General features: G+C 37.4%; 13 protein-coding genes. 12 read left to right on the top strand and 1 reads right to left on the bottom strand.

Features of this window, described 5'->3' with window-relative positions; all coding sequences use genetic code 11:
- Window positions 1-33 precede the first annotated feature (33 nt).
- A complete protein-coding gene (locus EGI05_RS17075; RefSeq protein ID WP_123264218.1) occupies window positions 34-1,500 on the top strand; it encodes a DUF5687 family protein in 1,467 nt (488 codons plus the stop codon).
- Window positions 1,501-1,504: 4 nt separating this feature from the next.
- Window positions 1,505-2,221, top strand: a complete 717-nt coding sequence (locus tag EGI05_RS17080; protein WP_123264219.1) for an ABC transporter ATP-binding protein — start codon at window positions 1,505-1,507, stop codon at window positions 2,219-2,221.
- Between the two features lie 73 nt (window positions 2,222-2,294).
- Here the strand turns inward: EGI05_RS17080 and fumC are convergent, their stop codons facing one another.
- Window positions 2,295-3,689 carry a class II fumarate hydratase gene (gene fumC, locus EGI05_RS17085; RefSeq protein WP_123264220.1) on the bottom strand — a complete coding sequence of 465 codons (1,395 nt, stop codon included), beginning with the start codon at window positions 3,687-3,689 and terminating at the stop codon, window positions 2,295-2,297.
- A gap of 138 nt (window positions 3,690-3,827) precedes the next feature.
- On the opposite strand from fumC, the gene EGI05_RS17090 reads away from it, so the two are divergent.
- The 10 genes from EGI05_RS17090 (at window position 3,828) to EGI05_RS17135 (ending at window position 18,420) form a co-directional block, all read left to right on the top strand.
- Window positions 3,828-5,435, top strand: a complete 1,608-nt coding sequence (locus EGI05_RS17090; RefSeq protein ID WP_123264221.1) for a fumarate hydratase — start codon at window positions 3,828-3,830, stop codon at window positions 5,433-5,435.
- A gap of 94 nt (window positions 5,436-5,529) precedes the next feature.
- Window positions 5,530-5,811 carry a hypothetical protein gene (locus EGI05_RS17095; RefSeq protein ID WP_123264222.1) on the top strand — a complete coding sequence of 94 codons (282 nt, stop codon included), beginning with the start codon at window positions 5,530-5,532 and terminating at the stop codon, window positions 5,809-5,811.
- 231 nt (window positions 5,812-6,042) lie between these two features.
- Window positions 6,043-8,877 (top strand): alpha-amylase family glycosyl hydrolase, encoded by a 2,835-nt coding sequence (locus EGI05_RS17100; protein ID WP_123264223.1) that lies wholly within the window; start codon window positions 6,043-6,045, stop codon window positions 8,875-8,877.
- 157 nt (window positions 8,878-9,034) lie between these two features.
- On the top strand, window positions 9,035-10,120 hold the full coding sequence (prfA, locus tag EGI05_RS17105) for a peptide chain release factor 1 (RefSeq protein WP_123264224.1): 1,086 nt from the start codon (window positions 9,035-9,037) through the stop codon (window positions 10,118-10,120).
- Window positions 10,121-10,192: 72 nt separating this feature from the next.
- Window positions 10,193-10,870 carry a hypothetical protein gene (locus EGI05_RS17110; RefSeq protein WP_228428635.1) on the top strand — a complete coding sequence of 226 codons (678 nt, stop codon included), beginning with the start codon at window positions 10,193-10,195 and terminating at the stop codon, window positions 10,868-10,870.
- A gap of 81 nt (window positions 10,871-10,951) precedes the next feature.
- On the top strand, window positions 10,952-13,066 hold the full coding sequence (locus EGI05_RS17115) for a prolyl oligopeptidase family serine peptidase (protein ID WP_123264408.1): 2,115 nt from the start codon (window positions 10,952-10,954) through the stop codon (window positions 13,064-13,066).
- Window positions 13,067-13,221: 155 nt separating this feature from the next.
- Window positions 13,222-15,339 carry a methylmalonyl-CoA mutase gene (gene scpA, locus EGI05_RS17120; RefSeq protein WP_123264225.1) on the top strand — a complete coding sequence of 706 codons (2,118 nt, stop codon included), beginning with the start codon at window positions 13,222-13,224 and terminating at the stop codon, window positions 15,337-15,339.
- 59 nt (window positions 15,340-15,398) lie between these two features.
- On the top strand, window positions 15,399-15,890 hold the full coding sequence (locus EGI05_RS17125; RefSeq protein WP_123264226.1) for a hypothetical protein: 492 nt from the start codon (window positions 15,399-15,401) through the stop codon (window positions 15,888-15,890).
- A 478-nt stretch (window positions 15,891-16,368) separates the two neighbouring features.
- Entirely contained in the window at window positions 16,369-17,760 is a 1,392-nt protein-coding gene (locus tag EGI05_RS17130) for an RtcB family protein (RefSeq protein WP_123264227.1), read from the top strand.
- A gap of 114 nt (window positions 17,761-17,874) precedes the next feature.
- On the top strand, window positions 17,875-18,420 hold the full coding sequence (locus EGI05_RS17135) for a nucleotidyltransferase domain-containing protein (RefSeq protein ID WP_123264228.1): 546 nt from the start codon (window positions 17,875-17,877) through the stop codon (window positions 18,418-18,420).

Here is an 18,420-nt window from a genome sequence, read left to right on the forward strand (position 1 = left end):
TGCATTACATTTACTAATGTAAAAAAGTAAACTATGTTTTTTAAGTTCCTCAGATTAGAAATAAAAAGTTTTTTTCGTGGTTCTTCAGTAGGAATTAATCTTGCCATGAAAATTCTCCGGTTTATGGGGATTTTTTATTTCATTGCATGTTTAGTGGCTGGAGCATTCGGGGCCTTTTATTACGTGCAGGAAGAAATGCACACAGACCCTTTGAAAATTGTTTCCAGGTTTTTAATCATTGCATGGGTTCTGGATCTTGTCTTTAAATACCTTTGGCAGGAAATGCCTACTCAGAATATTAAGCCTTTTCTGACGCTGAATGTTTCCAAAAAAACATTGGTCAATTATATGCTGGTCAAAACATTCTTATCGGCTTTCAGCTGGCTGAATTCTTTCTTTTTGATCACTTTCGCAGGCATTTGTTTATTCAATGGCTATGGAGTGTTAGGAACCTTTACATGGCTGGTAGGAGCTTCGTTACTCTTTTATCTCAACAATTTTATTAATATCCTTTTTAACGACAAAGAAACCATTGCCATTGTAGTGGGAAGTATTTTTACGGTATTGGGAATTCTTACCTATTATAATATTATTCCGTTATTATCATACTCGGAAAAATTCTTTTATAACTTTTATGAGAGACCTTATTTTGCGGTGCTATCCATCATACTGTTTTTAGGATTGTGGAGAATATGTTTCAGGCATGTGTACCAGGAATTTTATCTTGATCAGGGGCTTGAAGCTAAGAAAACCGTAGGTAAAACAGAGAATATAGCTTTTTTAAATAAATATGGTGTATTGGGAAGCTTTATTAATAACGACGTTAAAATGCTGAGAAGGAATAAGGTTACCAAAGGTGTTTTACTGGGAAGCTTTCTGTTCATTTTTTACGGATTGCTGATTTTTACGTCTCCTATATATAAAACGTCTTATATGATGATGTTCATGGGATTGTTTGTTACCGGAGGTTTTCAGTTTATGTTCGGGCAAAGGGTTCCGTCTTTCGATAGTTCGTATTACCCTTTGATGATGACGCTGAATGTTCCCTACAAGGAATATTTGAAAGCAAAATGGTGGTTGATGAATATCATAACTGCCGTATCCATTGTTGTGGCTTTGTTTTATGTATATTTCGGATGGGAATTGTATGTTACTTTTTTTGCGGCCGGGCTTTATAATATAGGAGTGAATTCACAGTTTACCCTTTGGTCCGGAGCTTTCAATAAAACCCAGATCGATCTGAATTCCAAAGAAAAAAGAATAGGACAGAAAAACAGTTTCAGCATGAAAGCACTTTTGTTATTAATTCCTAAAATGCTATTGCCGATGGCTGTTTTCGGGATAACAAAATATTTCTTCGGAATGACTGGAGGAGTGGTAAGTATCGCTATTTTAGGCTTGATCGGATTCTTATTCCGGGAAAAAATCTTTGATATTATCGTAAAACAATATAAAGCAGAGAAGTACAGTACTTTAGATGCATTCAAATCTAATAAATAATACAATGATCACTATAAATAATCTATCCAAAACTTACGGAACGGCTACTGTTCTTAATATTGAACACCTTGAAATTCCAAACGGAGAAACTTTCGGGCTGGTTGGGAATAATGGCGCTGGAAAAACAACCCTTTTCAGTCTAATGCTTGATCTTATCCAGGCAACCACGGGGTCAGTAAGCATAGACGGAATAAAAGTCAGTGAATCGGAAGCATGGAAAAGTAAAGTTTCTGCCTTTGTAGATGATACTTTCCTGATCGGGTATCTCACTCCGGAAGAATATTTTTATTTCATCGGAGAGCTGAGAGGCCAAAACAAAGCAACAGTGGATGAATTTCTGAAACAGTTTCATGATCTGTTCAATGGAGAAATATTAAACTCCGGAAAATATGTTCGTGATTTATCAAAAGGAAACCAGAAAAAAGTAGGGATTGTTGGGGCAATCATTGGAAACCCTGAAATTATTATCCTGGATGAGCCATTTGCCAATCTCGACCCTTCCACACAAATCAAACTGAAAAACCTGATTAAAGAATTATCTAAACAGGATGGAGTTACATTCCTGATTTCCAGTCACGATTTATCCCATACGACGGAAGTTTGTAACAGAATTGTCGTAGTGAATAAAGGACTGCTGGTAAAAGACATCCAAACCAATCCGGAAACATTACGTGAACTTGAACAGTATTTTGCAGATCAGGTTTCTGTTTCTGCGGTTTAGGTAAACACCCAATAAAATCCCCGGAATTTTTCCGGGGATTTTTCTAACATTTAATCTATAATTACTAAAATCATTATTTCAAGCTTCCCACCATATTTTCAGGCTTTACCCATTCATCAAACTGTTCAGCCGTCAATAACCCAAGATTAATGGCCTCTTCTTTTAAGGTAGTTCCGTTTTTATGAGCTGTTTTGGCGATTTTTGCCGCGTTTTCATAGCCGATATGGGTATTCAAAGCAGTTACAAGCATTAAAGACTTATCTACCAATTCTTTGATTCTTTCATGATTAGGTTCAATTCCAACAGCACAATGATCATTGAACGAAATGCAGGCATCAGCAATTAACTGTGCAGATTGTAAAAAATTATAGGCCATTACAGGCTTAAAAACATTCAGTTCATAATTCCCCTGAGTTCCTGCAAAAGAAATGGTAGTATCATTACCTAACACCTGTGCACAAACCATAGTCATAGCTTCATTTTGAGTTGGATTTACCTTTCCTGGCATAATCGATGATCCCGGTTCGTTCTCCGGAATATAAATTTCCCCGATTCCGGAACGAGGTCCTGAAGCCAGTAATCTGATATCCTGTGCAATTTTGAACAGTGAAACAGCCAATTGCTTAAGAGCTCCATGAGATTCAACAATAGCGTCATGTGCCGCCAAAGCTTCAAACTTGTTTTCAGCTGTGATGAAGGGAAGATTAGTGAATTTGGCTATATATTCAGCTACTTTCAAGTCATAGCCTTTTGGAGTATTCAAGCCAGTTCCTACTGCCGTTCCTCCTAATGCAAGCTCTGAAAGATGAGGTAGTGTATTTTTTAGAGCTCTCAATCCGAACTCCAATTGAGCTACATAACCAGAAAATTCTTGTCCTAATGTTAAAGGAGTCGCGTCCATTAAGTGTGTTCTGCCGATTTTTACGATGTCCTTAAATGCATTAGCTTTTTCTGCTAAAGTATTTTTTAATTTTTCAACAGCAGGAATCGTTACTTCTACTACCTTTTTATAAGCAGCGATGTGCATGGCCGTCGGATAGGTATCGTTGGAAGATTGAGACTTATTTACATCATCATTCGGGTGAACTTCAGACTGTTCTCCTAAAACGCCACCATTATTCACATGTGCTTTGTTAGAAATAACTTCATTCACATTCATATTCGACTGTGTTCCTGATCCTGTTTGCCAAATCACTAATGGAAATTGATCGTTCAATTTACCTTCAAGGATTTCGTCACATACTTTGGCAATCATATCTCTTTTTTCAGCAGGAAGAACACCTAAATCAGTATTGGTATAAGCCGCCGCTTTTTTTAAAAACGCAAATGCTTCGATGATTTCGTGCGGCATAGAGCCTTCCGGACCAATCTTGAAATTGTTTCTTGAGCGTTCCGTTTGTGCACCCCAGAACTTATCAGCAGGAACCTGCACCTCTCCCATGGTGTCTTTTTCTATTCTGTAATTCATTGTGATTGAAATTTTTATAAAGTTACTCATAACATGAAAACCTTGCAATTTATAATCATTATAAATATCAATGTAAGTCACTGATTTTACTCATGTTTTTTTATGTATGTTTTATTTTTGCACCAATAAAAAATTGAAATGGAATTTAGATATCAGGATCCGTATCCGATTCAGAAAGATGATACGGTGTATAAGAAACTTACATCAGATTACGTAAAAGTTGAGAAACTGGGAGACAGGGAAATTTTAACTGTAGATCCGAAAGGTCTTGAGCTATTGGCCGAAGAAGCTATGGCAGACGTTTCTTTTATGCTTCGTTCTTCTCACCTGGAAAGCCTTAGAAGAATTATTGATGATCCTGAAGCTACAGATAATGACAGATTCGTTGCCTATAATTTGTTACAGAATGCTGCAGTGGCTGCAGAAGGCGCTTTACCTTCTTGTCAGGATACGGGAACAGCTATTGTAATGGGAAAAAAAGGAGAGAATGTATATACAGGAGTTGATGATGGAGAGTATTTAAGCAAAGGAATCTATAATACCTATCAAAAAAGAAACTTAAGATATTCTCAGGTAGTTCCCTTAACGATGTTTGATGAAAAAAACTCAGGATCAAACCTTCCTGCGCAAATCGATATTTATGCTAAAAAAGGGGATTATTACGAGTTTTTATTTTTGACAAAAGGAGGAGGTTCTGCCAATAAAACATTCCTTTACCAAAAGACGAAATCTTTATTGAACGAAAAATCCCTTGAAGAATTTATCAAAGAAAAGATTTCAGATTTAGGGACGGCGGCTTGCCCGCCGTACCACTTAGCACTGGTTATTGGGGGAACTTCTGCTGAAGCCAATTTGGCGGCGGTGAAAAAAGCGTCTGCTAAATATTATGATCATCTTCCTACTGAAGGAAATGAAGCAGGACAAGCCTTCAGAGATTTGGAATGGGAAGCTAAAGTGCAGAAAATTTGCCAGGAAAGTGCTATTGGAGCGCAGTTCGGAGGTAAATATCTTACTCATGACGTAAGAGTGATCAGACTCCCTCGTCACGCGGCTTCTTGCCCTGTCGGAATGGGAGTTTCCTGTTCTGCAGACAGAAATATCAAAGGTAAAATTACAAAAGAAGGAATTTTCCTTGAGCAGTTGGAACAAAACCCCAAAAGATTTTTACCGGATACTCCGCCGCACCTGGAAGAAGCCGTTGAGATTGATTTGAACAAACCAATGCCTGAAATTCTGGCGGAGCTTTCCAAATATCCAATCAAAACAAGATTAAAGCTAAATGGAACTTTAATTGTTGCCAGAGATATTGCCCACGCAAAAATCAAAGAAATTCTTGACAGTGGAAAACCAATGCCGGAATATTTCAAAAACCATCCGATTTATTACGCCGGACCTGCTAAAACTCCGGAAGGAATGGCTTCAGGAAGTTTTGGGCCTACAACTGCGGGAAGAATGGATGTATATGTAGATGAATTCCAAAGCCATGGCGGAAGTATGATCATGTTGGCAAAAGGAAACAGAAGCAAAGATGTGACGAATGCATGCAACAAATACGGAGGATTCTATTTAGGATCTATTGGTGGGCCTGCTGCTATTTTGGCAAAAGATAATATCGTATCCGTAGATGTGGTAGACTTCCCTGAGTTAGGAATGGAAGCCGTAAGAAAAATTGAAGTGAAGGACTTCCCTGCATTTATCATCACCGATGATAAAGGAAACGATTTCTTTGCAGATCTTGCTCACTAATTAGTTTAAAATCAAAATAAATTAAAAAATAGGGCTTCTATCTTTTGTGTGAAAAGGAAAAAAGTTCTATTTTTGCCTAAAATCTTTAAGAAAAATGATGTTATCAGCATTTTGGCCGTTTTATCAGTTCATTTGGACGATATTTTTCTTCACCATGTTCTTAGTGGGATTCTGGTGTATCTTTATGTTCTTCGGATTAGTAATCCCTATGTGGTTAACTGAAGGTTTGAAAGAATATTTTGGAAAAGTAAAACCTTTCGATCCTGAACAGATCAGAAGAAAAAACATTTATGAGCAGGAAGGTGTAGAAGTGATCTACAATGAACCTAAAGGAAATGGTCCTTTCTTACACGATAGTCACGGACATCATCATTAATTGATTGTCATTGCTTTTTCACCTGAATTCTGAAAAAGTAATATCAAAGCAAAACAACATATATCAACCACTTACTTTTGTAAGTGGTTTTTTGTTTTCTTTCTTTTTTGAAGAAGAGAGAGGAATAGGTGTCTTTAATCTTTGTGTAAAAGTTTATTTTTTTTACTCAGAATCAATTATTTTCAAAAAATAAATTACATTCGTATTAAAATATTAAAAAAACAAACTTTTATGAAGAAATTTTATTCTGGTATACTGCTGTTTGTAATGGCTCTCGTTTTCGGGCAGATCAGCTATACCATTACACCAAATCCATTCAATGAAACGAATCAGATCACATTAAGTGTTCCCGGAAACCAGATTGATGAATCTGCATGGGGTGTCACAGGGAATGCTATTTATATATGGTCATGGTCATTGGATACCAATTTTAACAACAGTCAGGATTGCCCTACCAATGGAAGCTGGAACAATTCTAATGAAGCCAATAGACTGGCTTACAATGCAGGAACAGACACTTATTCTCTAACTTTTACTCCTACTACTTTTTTTAACAGAACAGGAATCGGCAGATTTGGATTTTTGTTGAAAGATAAAACAGGAGCACATCAAACCGCAGATCATTTCGTGAATGTGGGAATGTTGAGTTTAAATTTAACAAATCCTTTAGCAAACAGTGTAACATCTGTACCGGCAGGAAATTCCATCAATATCACTGCGACCACCAATGTTAATGCAACATTCCAGCTGAAAGCAAACGGAGTGGTTGTGAATTCAACTTCCACGCCCTCTACCTCATATGCCTACAGTTTTCTTGCTGATGACGCATCTATGGAGCTTATTGCTACGGATGCTTCAACATCTATTACCAAAAATGCGACATTCATTTTGAATAAAGCCAGAAATGTGGTTTCTGAAGCAATTCCTGCATGGATAAAACAAGGAATTAATTATCATCCTACAGACAATACAAAAGTAGGGTTGGCTTTGTATGCTCCGTATAAAAACTTTGTTCATGTGATCGGAAGCTTCAACAACTGGACAGTGAATGACACCTACCTGATGAAAAGGGATACCGCCAATCCGGATCTATACTGGATTGAACTGAGCGGACTTACTGCGGCACAATTATATACTTTTCAGTATAAGACAAATGATCTGAGAAAAGTGGCAGATCCTTTTTCTCCGCAGATTTTATCCTCTTATGATGATCAATGGATATCTGCTTCTACATATCCTGGTTTACCGGCATTTCCTGCAGGACAGGGATTTGAGGTTTCTATGTTTAAAACGGCACAAACCCCATACAATTGGCAAGTGACTAACTTCCAAAGACCAAACAAAGAAAATCTGGTAGTTTACGAATTGCTACTGAGAGATTTTACACAGGAAAAAAACTGGCAGTCTTTAATTAACAAGATTTCATATTTAAAGAACCTTAACATCAATGCAATAGAGCTTCTTCCGATTATGGAATTCGAAGGCAATCTTTCCTGGGGGTATAATACTTCTTTCCACTATGCACTGGATAAAGCTTACGGAACTCCGGAAAAATTCAAAGAATTTGTAGATCTGTGCCATCAGAATGGAATTGCCGTTATTTTAGATATTGCATTCAATCACGCTACAGGAAGATCACCGTTGGTAAGATTGTGGAATATTGATCCGGACGGAGACGGCTATGGAGATGTAGCAGCCAATAACCCTTACTTTAATCAGGTTCCGAAGCATTCCTATAATGTTTTCAATGACTTCAACCATACCAGTGCGGCAACCAAATATTATGTTGAAAGGTCTTTACAGCAATGGTTAACAGAATATCATATTGATGGATTCCGTTGGGATCTAACAAAAGGATTTACTCAAAATTGTTCAGCCAATGATGAAACGTGTACCAATGCTTATCAGCAGGATAGAGTGGATATTATGAAATATTATGCAGACAGACAATGGGCAATTGATCCTAATTCCTATATGATTTTTGAACATTTGGGAACAGATGCAGAAGAACAGCAGTGGGCCAATTACAGAATTGCGGAAGGAAAAGGCGTAATGCTTTGGAATAAACAGACCGATCCTTACAATCAAAATACAATGGGGTATAAAGATAACAGCAATTATGATAGAATGGATCATGAGCTTCACGGCTTCACTAATATGCATGCTGTAGGATATGGAGAAAGCCACGATGAAGAAAGATTGATGTATAAAAATCTTGCTTATGGTGCCGTAAGCGGAGCATATGACGTTAAAAACTTAAATACGGCATTGGAAAGAATGAAAACTTTCGGAGCTACTTTCTTCACGATTCCAGGTCCTAAAATGATCTGGCAATTTGGAGAACTGGGATATGAATTCAGCATCAACAGGTGTGCGGACGGTTCCATCAACAATGGATGCAGAACAGATGAAAAACCAGTGGCTTTCACTTTAGGGTATGATACGAATGTCAATAGAAAAGCGGTTTATGATACATGGGCAAAAATTATCAATATCAGAAATGCTAACCAGGTATTTAAATCCAAAACATACAGTGTAGAATCTAACAATCTTACCAATGATCCGGATGGACTGATCACAAGAATATATGTATATGATCCGGCAGCTGCAGGAATTAAAAATGTAGTGGTTCTAGCCAATTATAATACCGTGGCAAAAGATGTTGTTCCTTATTTCCCATACACAGGGCAATGGCAGAACCTAATGGATAATACTATATTAAGTGTAGCATCCACAACAGCTCCTATTACACTTCAGCCGGGAGAATTCAGGATTTTTGGAAACTATACGGGGGCATTATCTACAATAGATCAAAATGCTGCCCATAAATTATCTCTTCAGATAGCAGACAACCCTGTGAAAAATGGATTGATAAAATTAATTTATCATAAGGCTAAGAATGGAGAAATTACCATTTATGATGTAAGCGGCAAGAAAATGGATTCATTTAAATTGAAGGATGAGGATGGAATTTACGAATTGAAAGCCCATTATCCGGCAGGAACTTATCTGGTACATTTAAAATCCGAAACAGGAATGGCTATCCAGAAAATGATTGTTCAATAGCTAATTAACCTTTTAATAAAAGAAAGGGAGATGATGGAGAAATCGTCTCTCTTTTATTTTGAAATGATGAATTACAGAAGACTTTCTCCATCAGAAAATGATAAGAGTTTTAAATTGAATTAATAATTCTTATCTTTGCACCCACAAAAATTCTACAATGTCTAAGTCATTAATTCCAAAATTAGAAGCTATAAAACAAAGATATAATGAGGTGGCAGACCTTATTATACAGCCTGATGTGATTTCAGATCAAAAAAGATATTCTTCTTTGAATAAAGAGTATAGTGATTTGGGGAAAATTGTTAGAGTATATGATCAGTACAAAGGAGCTTTGGATACCATTGCAGAATCTGATGAAATCATTGCTGACGGTTCAGACAGAGATTTAGTAGACCTTGCCAAAATGGAAAAACTTGAAGCTCAGGATAAAATCCCGGGACTTGAAGAAGAATTGAAAGTATTACTGATCCCGAAAGACCCCGCAGATGACAAGAACGTAATCGTGGAATTACGTGCTGGAACAGGAGGGGATGAAGCAGCAATCTTTGTAGAAGATATTTACAGAATGTACAGCATGTATTTCAAAGCAAAAGGATGGAGACATGAAGTAACTGATTCTAATGAAGCGGCAAAAGGCTACAAAGAATTGATCATGAAAGTAGAAGGTGAAGGCGTATATGGAATTATGAAATTCGAATCCGGAGTTCACCGTGTACAGCGTGTCCCTGAAACGGAATCGCAAGGAAGAGTTCATACTTCCGCCATTACAGTAGCGGTTCTACCCGAAGCTGAAGAAGTGGATGTAGAGATCAACCCGGCGGATATCGAAATGCAGACTTCGCGTTCAGGAGGAGCAGGAGGTCAGAATGTAAACAAAGTTGAAACAAAAGTTCAGCTTACACATAAGCCTTCAGGTATTGTAGTGGTTTGTCAGCAGGCCCGTTCCCAGTTAGCGAACCGTGAATTGGCAATGGAAATGCTTCGTGCCAAATTATACGATATCAAATTACAGGAAGTTCAGGGAGACATTGCAGCCCAAAGAAAAACAATGGTTTCTACAGGAGACCGTTCTGCAAAGATCAAAACATACAACTATCCTCAGGGAAGGGTGACCGATCACAGGATCAACAAATCCATGTATAATCTCGACGCTTATATGAATGGAGATATTTCTGAAATGATAGACGCGGTAATCATGGCGGAAAATGCAGAGAAGATGAAAGGAGAGGAGGAAAGCTTATAAAAAATATCTAAGGCTCTTGTTCATCAAGGGCCTTTTTTAATAACATCAACATTAAAATCTTAAATATATATTATGAAAAATTTTAAAATCATTCTGGTTCTCTTGCTGGCAATGACAGGACAGCAACTTATGGCACAGACAGAAGTGAAAAAGCCTGCTGAAGTATTTGAATTGTTCTTTGCCACTTTCTTAAAAAATGATGAGTCGGCACAACGCACACTCAATGAATATTTAAAACCAACCGTAGAAGGAGGAGATGCTTATCAGGCCAATTTTAAGGAAACATCAGAAGATATGATTAAAACAACTACCGAAAATTTCCTGGCGGTTTTTCCCGCTTCCACTGCTTCAGCCTGCAAAAAAGAAGCAGAAGATTACTTCAGAGCAATATTCGGAAACTTTAGAAATGGAAGCCTGAAGATAAAAAATGTGAAAATCGTTCCCAATGAATATGTTGAAGGGCAAAAAATAGCTGAAATAACTTATACGGTAAGCTTTAAAGTACCATCGAAATTAGATGCAGGACCTAAAGGAGATCCTGGAAAAGTTAAAGCGGAAGAACTTAAAAAATATTTGACTCAGGTAGTTCAAGGTTTTAAAAATGCAGATAAAATTGTGACTACCGATCAAGAGTTCAGCTTATATCAACTCGAAGAAAATAATAAGATCTATTATTGGAATGGAAGCCCGGATGAGATTGTCACTAATTTGTCGGACTTCTATTTCGACAGTTTTGGTTCAAAAGAATAATTGAAATCAACCTAAAAAAGTTCCAGTAATCGGAACTTTTTTTATTTCACTACTTTATGTATTTTTGAGAAAATGATTAATATGAATATCAAACCTGTTTTATTAACTGCCGGAGTTTTGTTTTCGGCATCTTTCTATTCACAAAAAATGATGAGTTATCCTAAAGCATTAAAAGGAAGTCAGACAGATAAGTATTTCGGAACTGCAGTAGCAGACCCTTTCAGAGATTTGGAAAATGATTCGGAGGCAACCAAAAAATGGGTAGATGAAGAAGTGGCATATAGCCAGAATTACCTTTCTAAAATCCCTTTCAGAGAACAAATCAAAAATCAGTTGCGCGATATCTGGAATTATGAAAAAATTTCAGCGCCATTCAAAGAGGGGGGCTATACCTATTATTACAAAAACGATGGGTTACAGGCTCAGTCTGTTTTATACAGAACCAACAACAAAACGAAAGCAACAGAAGTATTTCTTGATCCCAATAAATTTTCGGAAAAAGGAACAACTTCTCTTTCCAATCTGTCATTCAATAAAAAAGGAAACCTTGCGGCTTACTCCATCTCTGAAGGTGGAAGCGATTGGAATAAAATCATTATTATTGATGCTATTACCAAAAAACAGATCGATGAAACCTTGCTGGATGTAAAGTTCAGCGGAATTTCATGGCAGGGAGATGAAGGGTTCTATTATTCAAGCTATGATAAACCAAAAGAAGGAACCGTGCTTTCCGGAATGACGGATAAGCATAAAGTATACTTCCATAAATTAGGGACCAAGCAATCTGAAGACAAATTGATTTTCGGAGGAGAAAAAACACCTCGCAGATATATTGGTGCATCAGTTTCTGAAGATCAGAGATACCTTATTATTTCAGCAGCCAATGCAACTAACGGGAATGAATTATATATTAAAGATTTAAAAAATGGAGGGGACTTTGTTCAGATTAATAAAGGGTTTGACATCAATGCCAGTATTGTAGATACGCAAGGAGATGATCTCTTCATTTTTACTGATAAGGACGCTCCGAATATGCGTCTGGTGAAAACTAGCATTAAAAATCCTTCTCCCGAAACATGGAAAGACGTAATTCCGCAAACAGAAAACGTATTGGGAATTTCTTCAGGAGGTGGTTATTTCTTTGCAACATATATGATTGATGCTATAGATAAGGTAAAACAATTTGACAAGACAGGAAAATTGATCAGAGAAATTTCTCTTCCCGGAAAAGGAAGTATTGGAGGTTTTGGAGGAAAAGAAGAAGAAAAAGAATTATATTTTTCTTTCAGCAATTATATCATGCCAAGAACAATATATAAATTCAACGCAGATTCTGGAAAATCAGAGGTATACCAAAAACCAAAAGTGAATTTCAACCCGGATGAATACGTTTCGGAGCAGGTATTTTATACTTCAAAAGACGGAACAAAGGTTCCTATGATGATCAATTATAAAAAAGGAACAAAGCTTGACGGTAAAAATCCGACAATCCTTTATGGTTATGGAGGTTTCAATGTTAGTTTACAGCCTGGATTTTCAGTGGTAAATGCAATCTGGATGAAAAATGGCGGTATCTATGCCGTTCCAAACCTCCGCGGAGGAGGAGAATATGGAAAAAAATGGTATGATGCAGGAACTAAATTTCAGAAGAAAAATGTTTTTGATGATTTTATTGCGGCAGGAGAATATTTACAGAATAAAGGATATACATCCAAAGACTTTATGGCAATATCAGGAGGTTCGAATGGAGGATTACTTGTAGGAGCCACAATGACCATACGTCCGGATTTGGCAAAAGTGGCACTTCCTGCAGTTGGAGTTTTAGACATGTTGAGATATAATAAATTTACCGCAGGAGCAGGATGGGCATATGATTATGGAACGGCAGAAGATAATAAGGAAATGTTTGAATATCTGAAATCATATTCTCCCTTACACAATGTGAAAAAAGGAACATGTTATCCGTCCACAATGATCACTACAAGTGATCATGATGACAGAGTAGTTCCTGCACATTCATTTAAATTTGGCGCAGAATTGCAGGAGAAACAAAGTTGTGATAACCCAATTTTACTGAGAATAGAAAAAGATGCAGGCCATGGAGCAGGAAGATCAACAGAACAAATCCTTAGTGAAAGTTCAGATGGACTTTCCTTCGCCCTTTACGAAATGGGAATTAAAAAATTAGAAAAATAACTAAGCTGGATCGCAAAAAAGCGACAAAGCAAATGTTTAACTTAATGATAAAGGCGATTTTGCAATGTTGCAATTTCGCCTTTTTGCTTCAAAAATTGACGCAAAAATATTAATGCAAAAATCCGTAATTTTAGCACTGTAATAAATCCGAAAGAATGAGAAGGGAAATCCAGAACAAAACTCCTCAATTTAGCATAGCCAAACACACTACAGAGATCTATCCATTTGAAAAGGATGGTTTACAGTTAAAATCGTCTTATACTGCCGAAGATATTAAAGACAAATCTTTAACGGAAACCTCACCGGGAATAGCACCTTATTTAAGAGGCCCCTATTCCACCATGTATGTTCAAAAGCCTTGGACGATCCGTCAGTATGCAGGTTTTTCCACAGCAGAAGAATCCAATGCATTCTATAGAAGAAACTTAGCAGCAGGACAGAAAGGACTTTCTGTAGCATTCGACTTGGCAACACACAGAGGCTACGATTCAGATCACGCAAGAGTAGTAGGAGACGTTGGAAAAGCGGGAGTAGCAATTGATTCCGTAGAAGATATGAAGATCCTTTTCAACGAAATTCCTTTGGATCAGATTTCCGTTTCCATGACAATGAACGGTGCCGTTTTGCCCATCCTTTCTTTCTACATTGTAGCTGCAGAAGAGCAGGGAGTAAAGCAGGAATTACTTTCGGGAACTATCCAAAACGATATTTTGAAAGAATTCATGGTAAGAAATACATACATTTATCCACCTGCACCTTCCATGAAAATTATTGCCGATATTTTTGAATATACCTCTCAAAATATCCCTAAATTCAACTCAATTTCTATCTCAGGATACCATATGCAGGAAGCCGGAGCGACTCCCGTACTGGAAATGGCTTACACTTTGGCAGATGGCCTTGAATACGTAAGAACAGGGATAAAAGCAGGAATGAATGTGGATGATTTTGCGCCAAGACTATCATTTTTCTGGGCAATCGGGATGAATCACTTCATGGAAATTGCTAAAATGCGTGCAGCAAGATACATCTGGGCGAACCTTTTAAAGCAATTCAATCCTCAGAATCCAAAATCTCTGGCTTTAAGAACACATTCTCAGACTTCAGGATGGTCTTTAACAGAGCAGGAACCTTTCAATAATATCACCAGAACAGCAATTGAAGCCTTATCTTCTGCTTTGGGGGGAACACAATCCCTGCATACCAATGCGCTAGATGAAGCGATTGCACTTCCGACAGATTATTCTGCAAAAATTGCAAGAAATACGCAGATCATTTTACAGCAGGAAAGTGGGATTTGTGATGTGGTGGATCCAATGGGAGGAAGCCATTTAATTGAAAGCCTTACCCAACAGATGATTGAAGAAGCGATGAAATACATTGATGAGGTAGAACAGGAAGGTGGAATGACCAAAGCCATTGAAGCCGGAATTCCTAAAATGAGAATCGAAGAAGCTGCTGCAAGAAAACAGGCCAAAATTGATAGCGGTGAAGAATTCATTATTGGAGTGAATTCATTCAAATCATCATTAAAACAAGACGAAATTGAGATCTTAGATATTGATAATACCGAAGTTCGTAGAAAGCAGATCGAAAGATTAAATACCATAAAAGCAGAAAGAAATGCCGAAGCGGTTGAACAGATCTTGAACGAAATCCGTGAAAGTGCAAAAACAGGAAAAGGTAATCTTCTGGCATTATGCATTGAAGCGGCTCGAAGAAGAGTGACTTTGGGAGAAATGAGCGATGCTATGGAAGAAAGCTTCGGAAGATATAAAGCCAACATTAAAACAATTTCTGGAGTATACGCCATGAATGCCGGTAAAAACGAATATTTTGAAAAAGCCCTTCAGTTAACTCAAAAATTTGAGGAAGAAGAAGGACGTCGCCCAAGACTTATGGTTGCCAAAATGGGACAGGATGGTCACGACAGAGGTGCGAAAGTAGTTGCCACCGCATTTGCCGATATGGGATTTGACGTTGATGTGGCTCCATTGTTCCAGACTCCTGAAGAAGTAGCAAAACAAGCTGTAGAAAATGATATCCACATTTTAGGAGTTTCCTCTTTAGCAGCAGGACATAAAACTTTAGTTCCACAGGTAGTAGAAGAATTGAAAAAGCTTGGCGCAGATGATATTACCATTGTTGTGGGAGGGGTAATTCCTCAGCAGGACTATGAATTCCTTTATGCTAACGGAGCCGATTTCATCTTTGGCCCGGGAACCAATCTGCCAAAATGTGCAGTGGATATTTTAGAAAAATTTTTAAGTTAATTAACATTTATAAAGTATAAGCTGTATGATTTTTGCATTATTTGTTGAAAAATTTCATTATGGCTTATACAGTAATTTCAGTATTTCCTGCTACTGTAGATACAGAGGAAATTAAAAGAGACTTAGCAAGTAACGGCTTTGATAAGGCAAATATTATAGTTTCAAAATCAAAGCTGGAAGACGGATCACCGGATGGTCATTACGAAGATGACGTGAAGACGAGAAATTTTTGGGATTTCATCTTTGCCCATGATACAGAAATGTTAGAAGCCTACAAAAAAGAAAGCGTAGGAAAAAACAATATCATAGTGTATGCGGATACTGCTGATGATGCGCAAAGAGCAAAAACAATTCTTGATAAAAACGGAGCTATAGAAGTATACCGAAAACAATCCGAATCTAAAGCACCGGAAGGGATGTCTGAGGAAGTGTACAACGGAATCATTGCCAAAGCAAGGCACGACCTATATTTCTTGGGTTCCGAAAGAGTATATACATCCGGAAGTAAAGGAATGGATGAACCTATGGACAGTCAGGGATCAGAAGACTGATCTCAAAGCATATAGAAAAGTAGAAGAAAAGCCTGAATATTTTGTTCAGGCTTTTTATTTTGCAAATAAAAAATTTTGAGTTTCAGAAAAATTAATATATTTGCACCAGAAAATAAAGTTTAACCATTTAAAAAACAACGAAGCAAATGTTCAGATTTAATCAGAATTCTACAGTTGGATTACCGCTTATGGTGGTAAGGCTTCGTGGTATGGTACATTCTTAGAATAACAGTATAATGAAATATCAAACCCCGGAGTCATAGAGATTTCGGGTTTTTTATTGCGCAATATTTCAAACTTAGTTTCCCGAAATCCTTTTAATATTCAATTAATTTGTCATTCTGACGTCTTCTTAAGTATTTCAAAATGACAATGATTATTTTCAACTAATATTTTAGTTGAATTGATATTGATGTGTCTTTTAGAGATATGAAATTAACTTCTAAACGCTCACATCTGATTTTTTAAAACAAAAACAATGGGAAATTTAAAACTAAAAGGAAAAGATATATTAAAATTAGGCTATCCAAACAACCAAAGTGTAAACATCGCTTTGGAAGTAATGAAAAGAAATTTTGCAACGAAGAATATCCATTATGTGAAATCTCTTTTAAAAGAAATATTGATTAATCCGGAGGGTTTTGAGAAAGACTTAACCTTCGGACAGATTGCAGAAGCATTGCTATCCTCAAAGAAAACAGAAAAAAGAATGTTGAATACTCAACGAGCCTCTTTTCAGATTTTCGGGAACAATATTTCAGAAGAAGCAAAGAATCAGTTGTATACTGCTTTAAAATTGCCGGTGTCTGTTCAGGGGGCTTTAATGCCCGATGCACACAGCGGTTACGGACTTCCAATCGGGGGAGTTCTCGCAGTGGAAAATGCGGTAATTCCTTATGGGGTAGGAATGGATATAGGCTGCAGAATGAGCCTTAGTATTTTGGATACGCCAATTTCATATCTGGACGGTGCTAAAGATAAATATGAAAAAGCACTGGCTGAACATACCAAATTCGGGATGTATGAAACGCATAAATCTCATGGGGAACATGAAATTTTCGATAGAGATACGTTTGATATGATTCCGATTTTGAGAAGATTGAAAGGAAAAGCTGTTAAACAAATGGGAACTTCCGGTGGCGGAAACCATTTTGTGGAATTCGGAGAAGTGGAAATCACTGAAGAAGACGAACAAATAGGATTGCCACAAGGCAAATATTTAGGAATTCTTTCACACAGCGGTTCGCGAGGATTGGGAGCAGAGATAGCCCAATATTATTCACGGGTTGCGGTAGAACAATGTCCGTTGCCTAAGGAAGCACAACAATTTGCTTGGCTGGATTTGAATACCCATCTCGGATTAGAATACTGGACGGCAATGAATTTAGCAGGAGATTATGCTTCAGCCTGTCATGACGATATTCACAGAAGACTGGTAAGAGCAGTTGGCGGAAGAGTCAAAGCAAGAATCGAGAATCATCACAATTTCGCATGGAAAGAGATCCATAACGGAAAAGAGGTGATCGTTCACAGGAAAGGGGCAACTCCGGCCAATGAAAATGAATTGGGAATGATTCCCGGATCCATGACGGCAAAAGGATTTATTGTCCGCGGAAAAGGAAATTCAGAATCGTTGAATTCTGCCTCACACGGCGCAGGACGAGCTCATTCAAGAGGAGAATGCAGAAGTCTGTTCACTCAAAATGACATCAAAAAAGAATTAAAATTAAAAAATGTCATTTTGATGGGGGGCAATGCAGAAGAAGCTCCGATGGCATACAAAGACATCAATGAAGTCATGAATGCACAAAGTGAATTAGTAGATATCCTCGGAACCTTTCAGCCAAGAATTGTAAGAATGGATAAATAATAATATCCGTTATGTCATTCTGAATGAAGCAGAGTGTAATGAAGAATCTCAAAGATTTCGCCCTTCACTTGCTTCGTTCGAAATGGTCAAGTACGAACAACTAAAATTAAAGAAATGGGAGCACCACATAATATAAAAAGATACGGTGAAGTCTGGCCGGAATTCAGAATCAGGCACGGACTTGAAATTTTAGAAAAATTAAAACATAGAATCATTTTATCTGGCGGCTGGGCGTGGCATTTTATGTCTGAAGCAGGACATACCGAATATAAGCATGCCCACGATCATAAAGATATTGATGTTTTTGTAGAAAAAGAAAATGTAGCTGAAGTTGTCATTATTCTTCAGCAGGAAGGTTTTCAAAAAGTTTGGACACGCTATGATCACTTGCCGAGCGAAGAAAACTTCCGCAGGTATGAGAAAACGGTGGAAATTGAAAATGGAAAATCTCACAGGATTACTATAGATTTTTTTGAAAGAAACGATTTAGAAACTGTGGAATCCAATGGATTTACTGTGGTAAAACCTGAAGTTCTACTTTCATTCTACAGAAATATTCATTCCAATGATAAATGTTGGGCAGTAATGGCTGCCAAAGATTTATTGGAAAAGGGAATTGATCCGGTTGGCCACCCCAGATTAAGTGAAATGCCAAAATAA

It is taken from the genome of Chryseobacterium daecheongense (genome assembly GCF_003729955.1).
GTDB classification, from domain to species: domain Bacteria; phylum Bacteroidota; class Bacteroidia; order Flavobacteriales; family Weeksellaceae; genus Chryseobacterium; species Chryseobacterium daecheongense.

Excerpts from the sequence above, each read along its gene's own strand:
- EGI05_RS17075 (WP_123264218.1), top strand. The coding sequence starts at position 34 with ATGTTTTTTAAGTTCCTCAGATTAGAAATAAAAAGTTTTTTTCGTGGT.
- EGI05_RS17080 (WP_123264219.1), top strand. The coding sequence starts at position 1,505 with ATGATCACTATAAATAATCTATCCAAAACTTACGGAACGGCTACTGTT.
- fumC (WP_123264220.1), bottom strand. The coding sequence starts at position 3,689 with ATGAATTACAGAATAGAAAAAGACACCATGGGAGAGGTGCAGGTTCCT.
- EGI05_RS17090 (WP_123264221.1), top strand. The coding sequence starts at position 3,828 with ATGGAATTTAGATATCAGGATCCGTATCCGATTCAGAAAGATGATACG.
- EGI05_RS17095 (WP_123264222.1), top strand. The coding sequence starts at position 5,530 with ATGATGTTATCAGCATTTTGGCCGTTTTATCAGTTCATTTGGACGATA.
- EGI05_RS17100 (WP_123264223.1), top strand. The coding sequence starts at position 6,043 with ATGAAGAAATTTTATTCTGGTATACTGCTGTTTGTAATGGCTCTCGTT.
- prfA (WP_123264224.1), top strand. The coding sequence starts at position 9,035 with ATGTCTAAGTCATTAATTCCAAAATTAGAAGCTATAAAACAAAGATAT.
- EGI05_RS17110 (WP_228428635.1), top strand. The coding sequence starts at position 10,193 with ATGAAAAATTTTAAAATCATTCTGGTTCTCTTGCTGGCAATGACAGGA.
- EGI05_RS17115 (WP_123264408.1), top strand. The coding sequence starts at position 10,952 with ATGAATATCAAACCTGTTTTATTAACTGCCGGAGTTTTGTTTTCGGCA.
- scpA (WP_123264225.1), top strand. The coding sequence starts at position 13,222 with ATGAGAAGGGAAATCCAGAACAAAACTCCTCAATTTAGCATAGCCAAA.
- EGI05_RS17125 (WP_123264226.1), top strand. The coding sequence starts at position 15,399 with ATGGCTTATACAGTAATTTCAGTATTTCCTGCTACTGTAGATACAGAG.
- EGI05_RS17130 (WP_123264227.1), top strand. The coding sequence starts at position 16,369 with ATGGGAAATTTAAAACTAAAAGGAAAAGATATATTAAAATTAGGCTAT.
- EGI05_RS17135 (WP_123264228.1), top strand. The coding sequence starts at position 17,875 with ATGGGAGCACCACATAATATAAAAAGATACGGTGAAGTCTGGCCGGAA.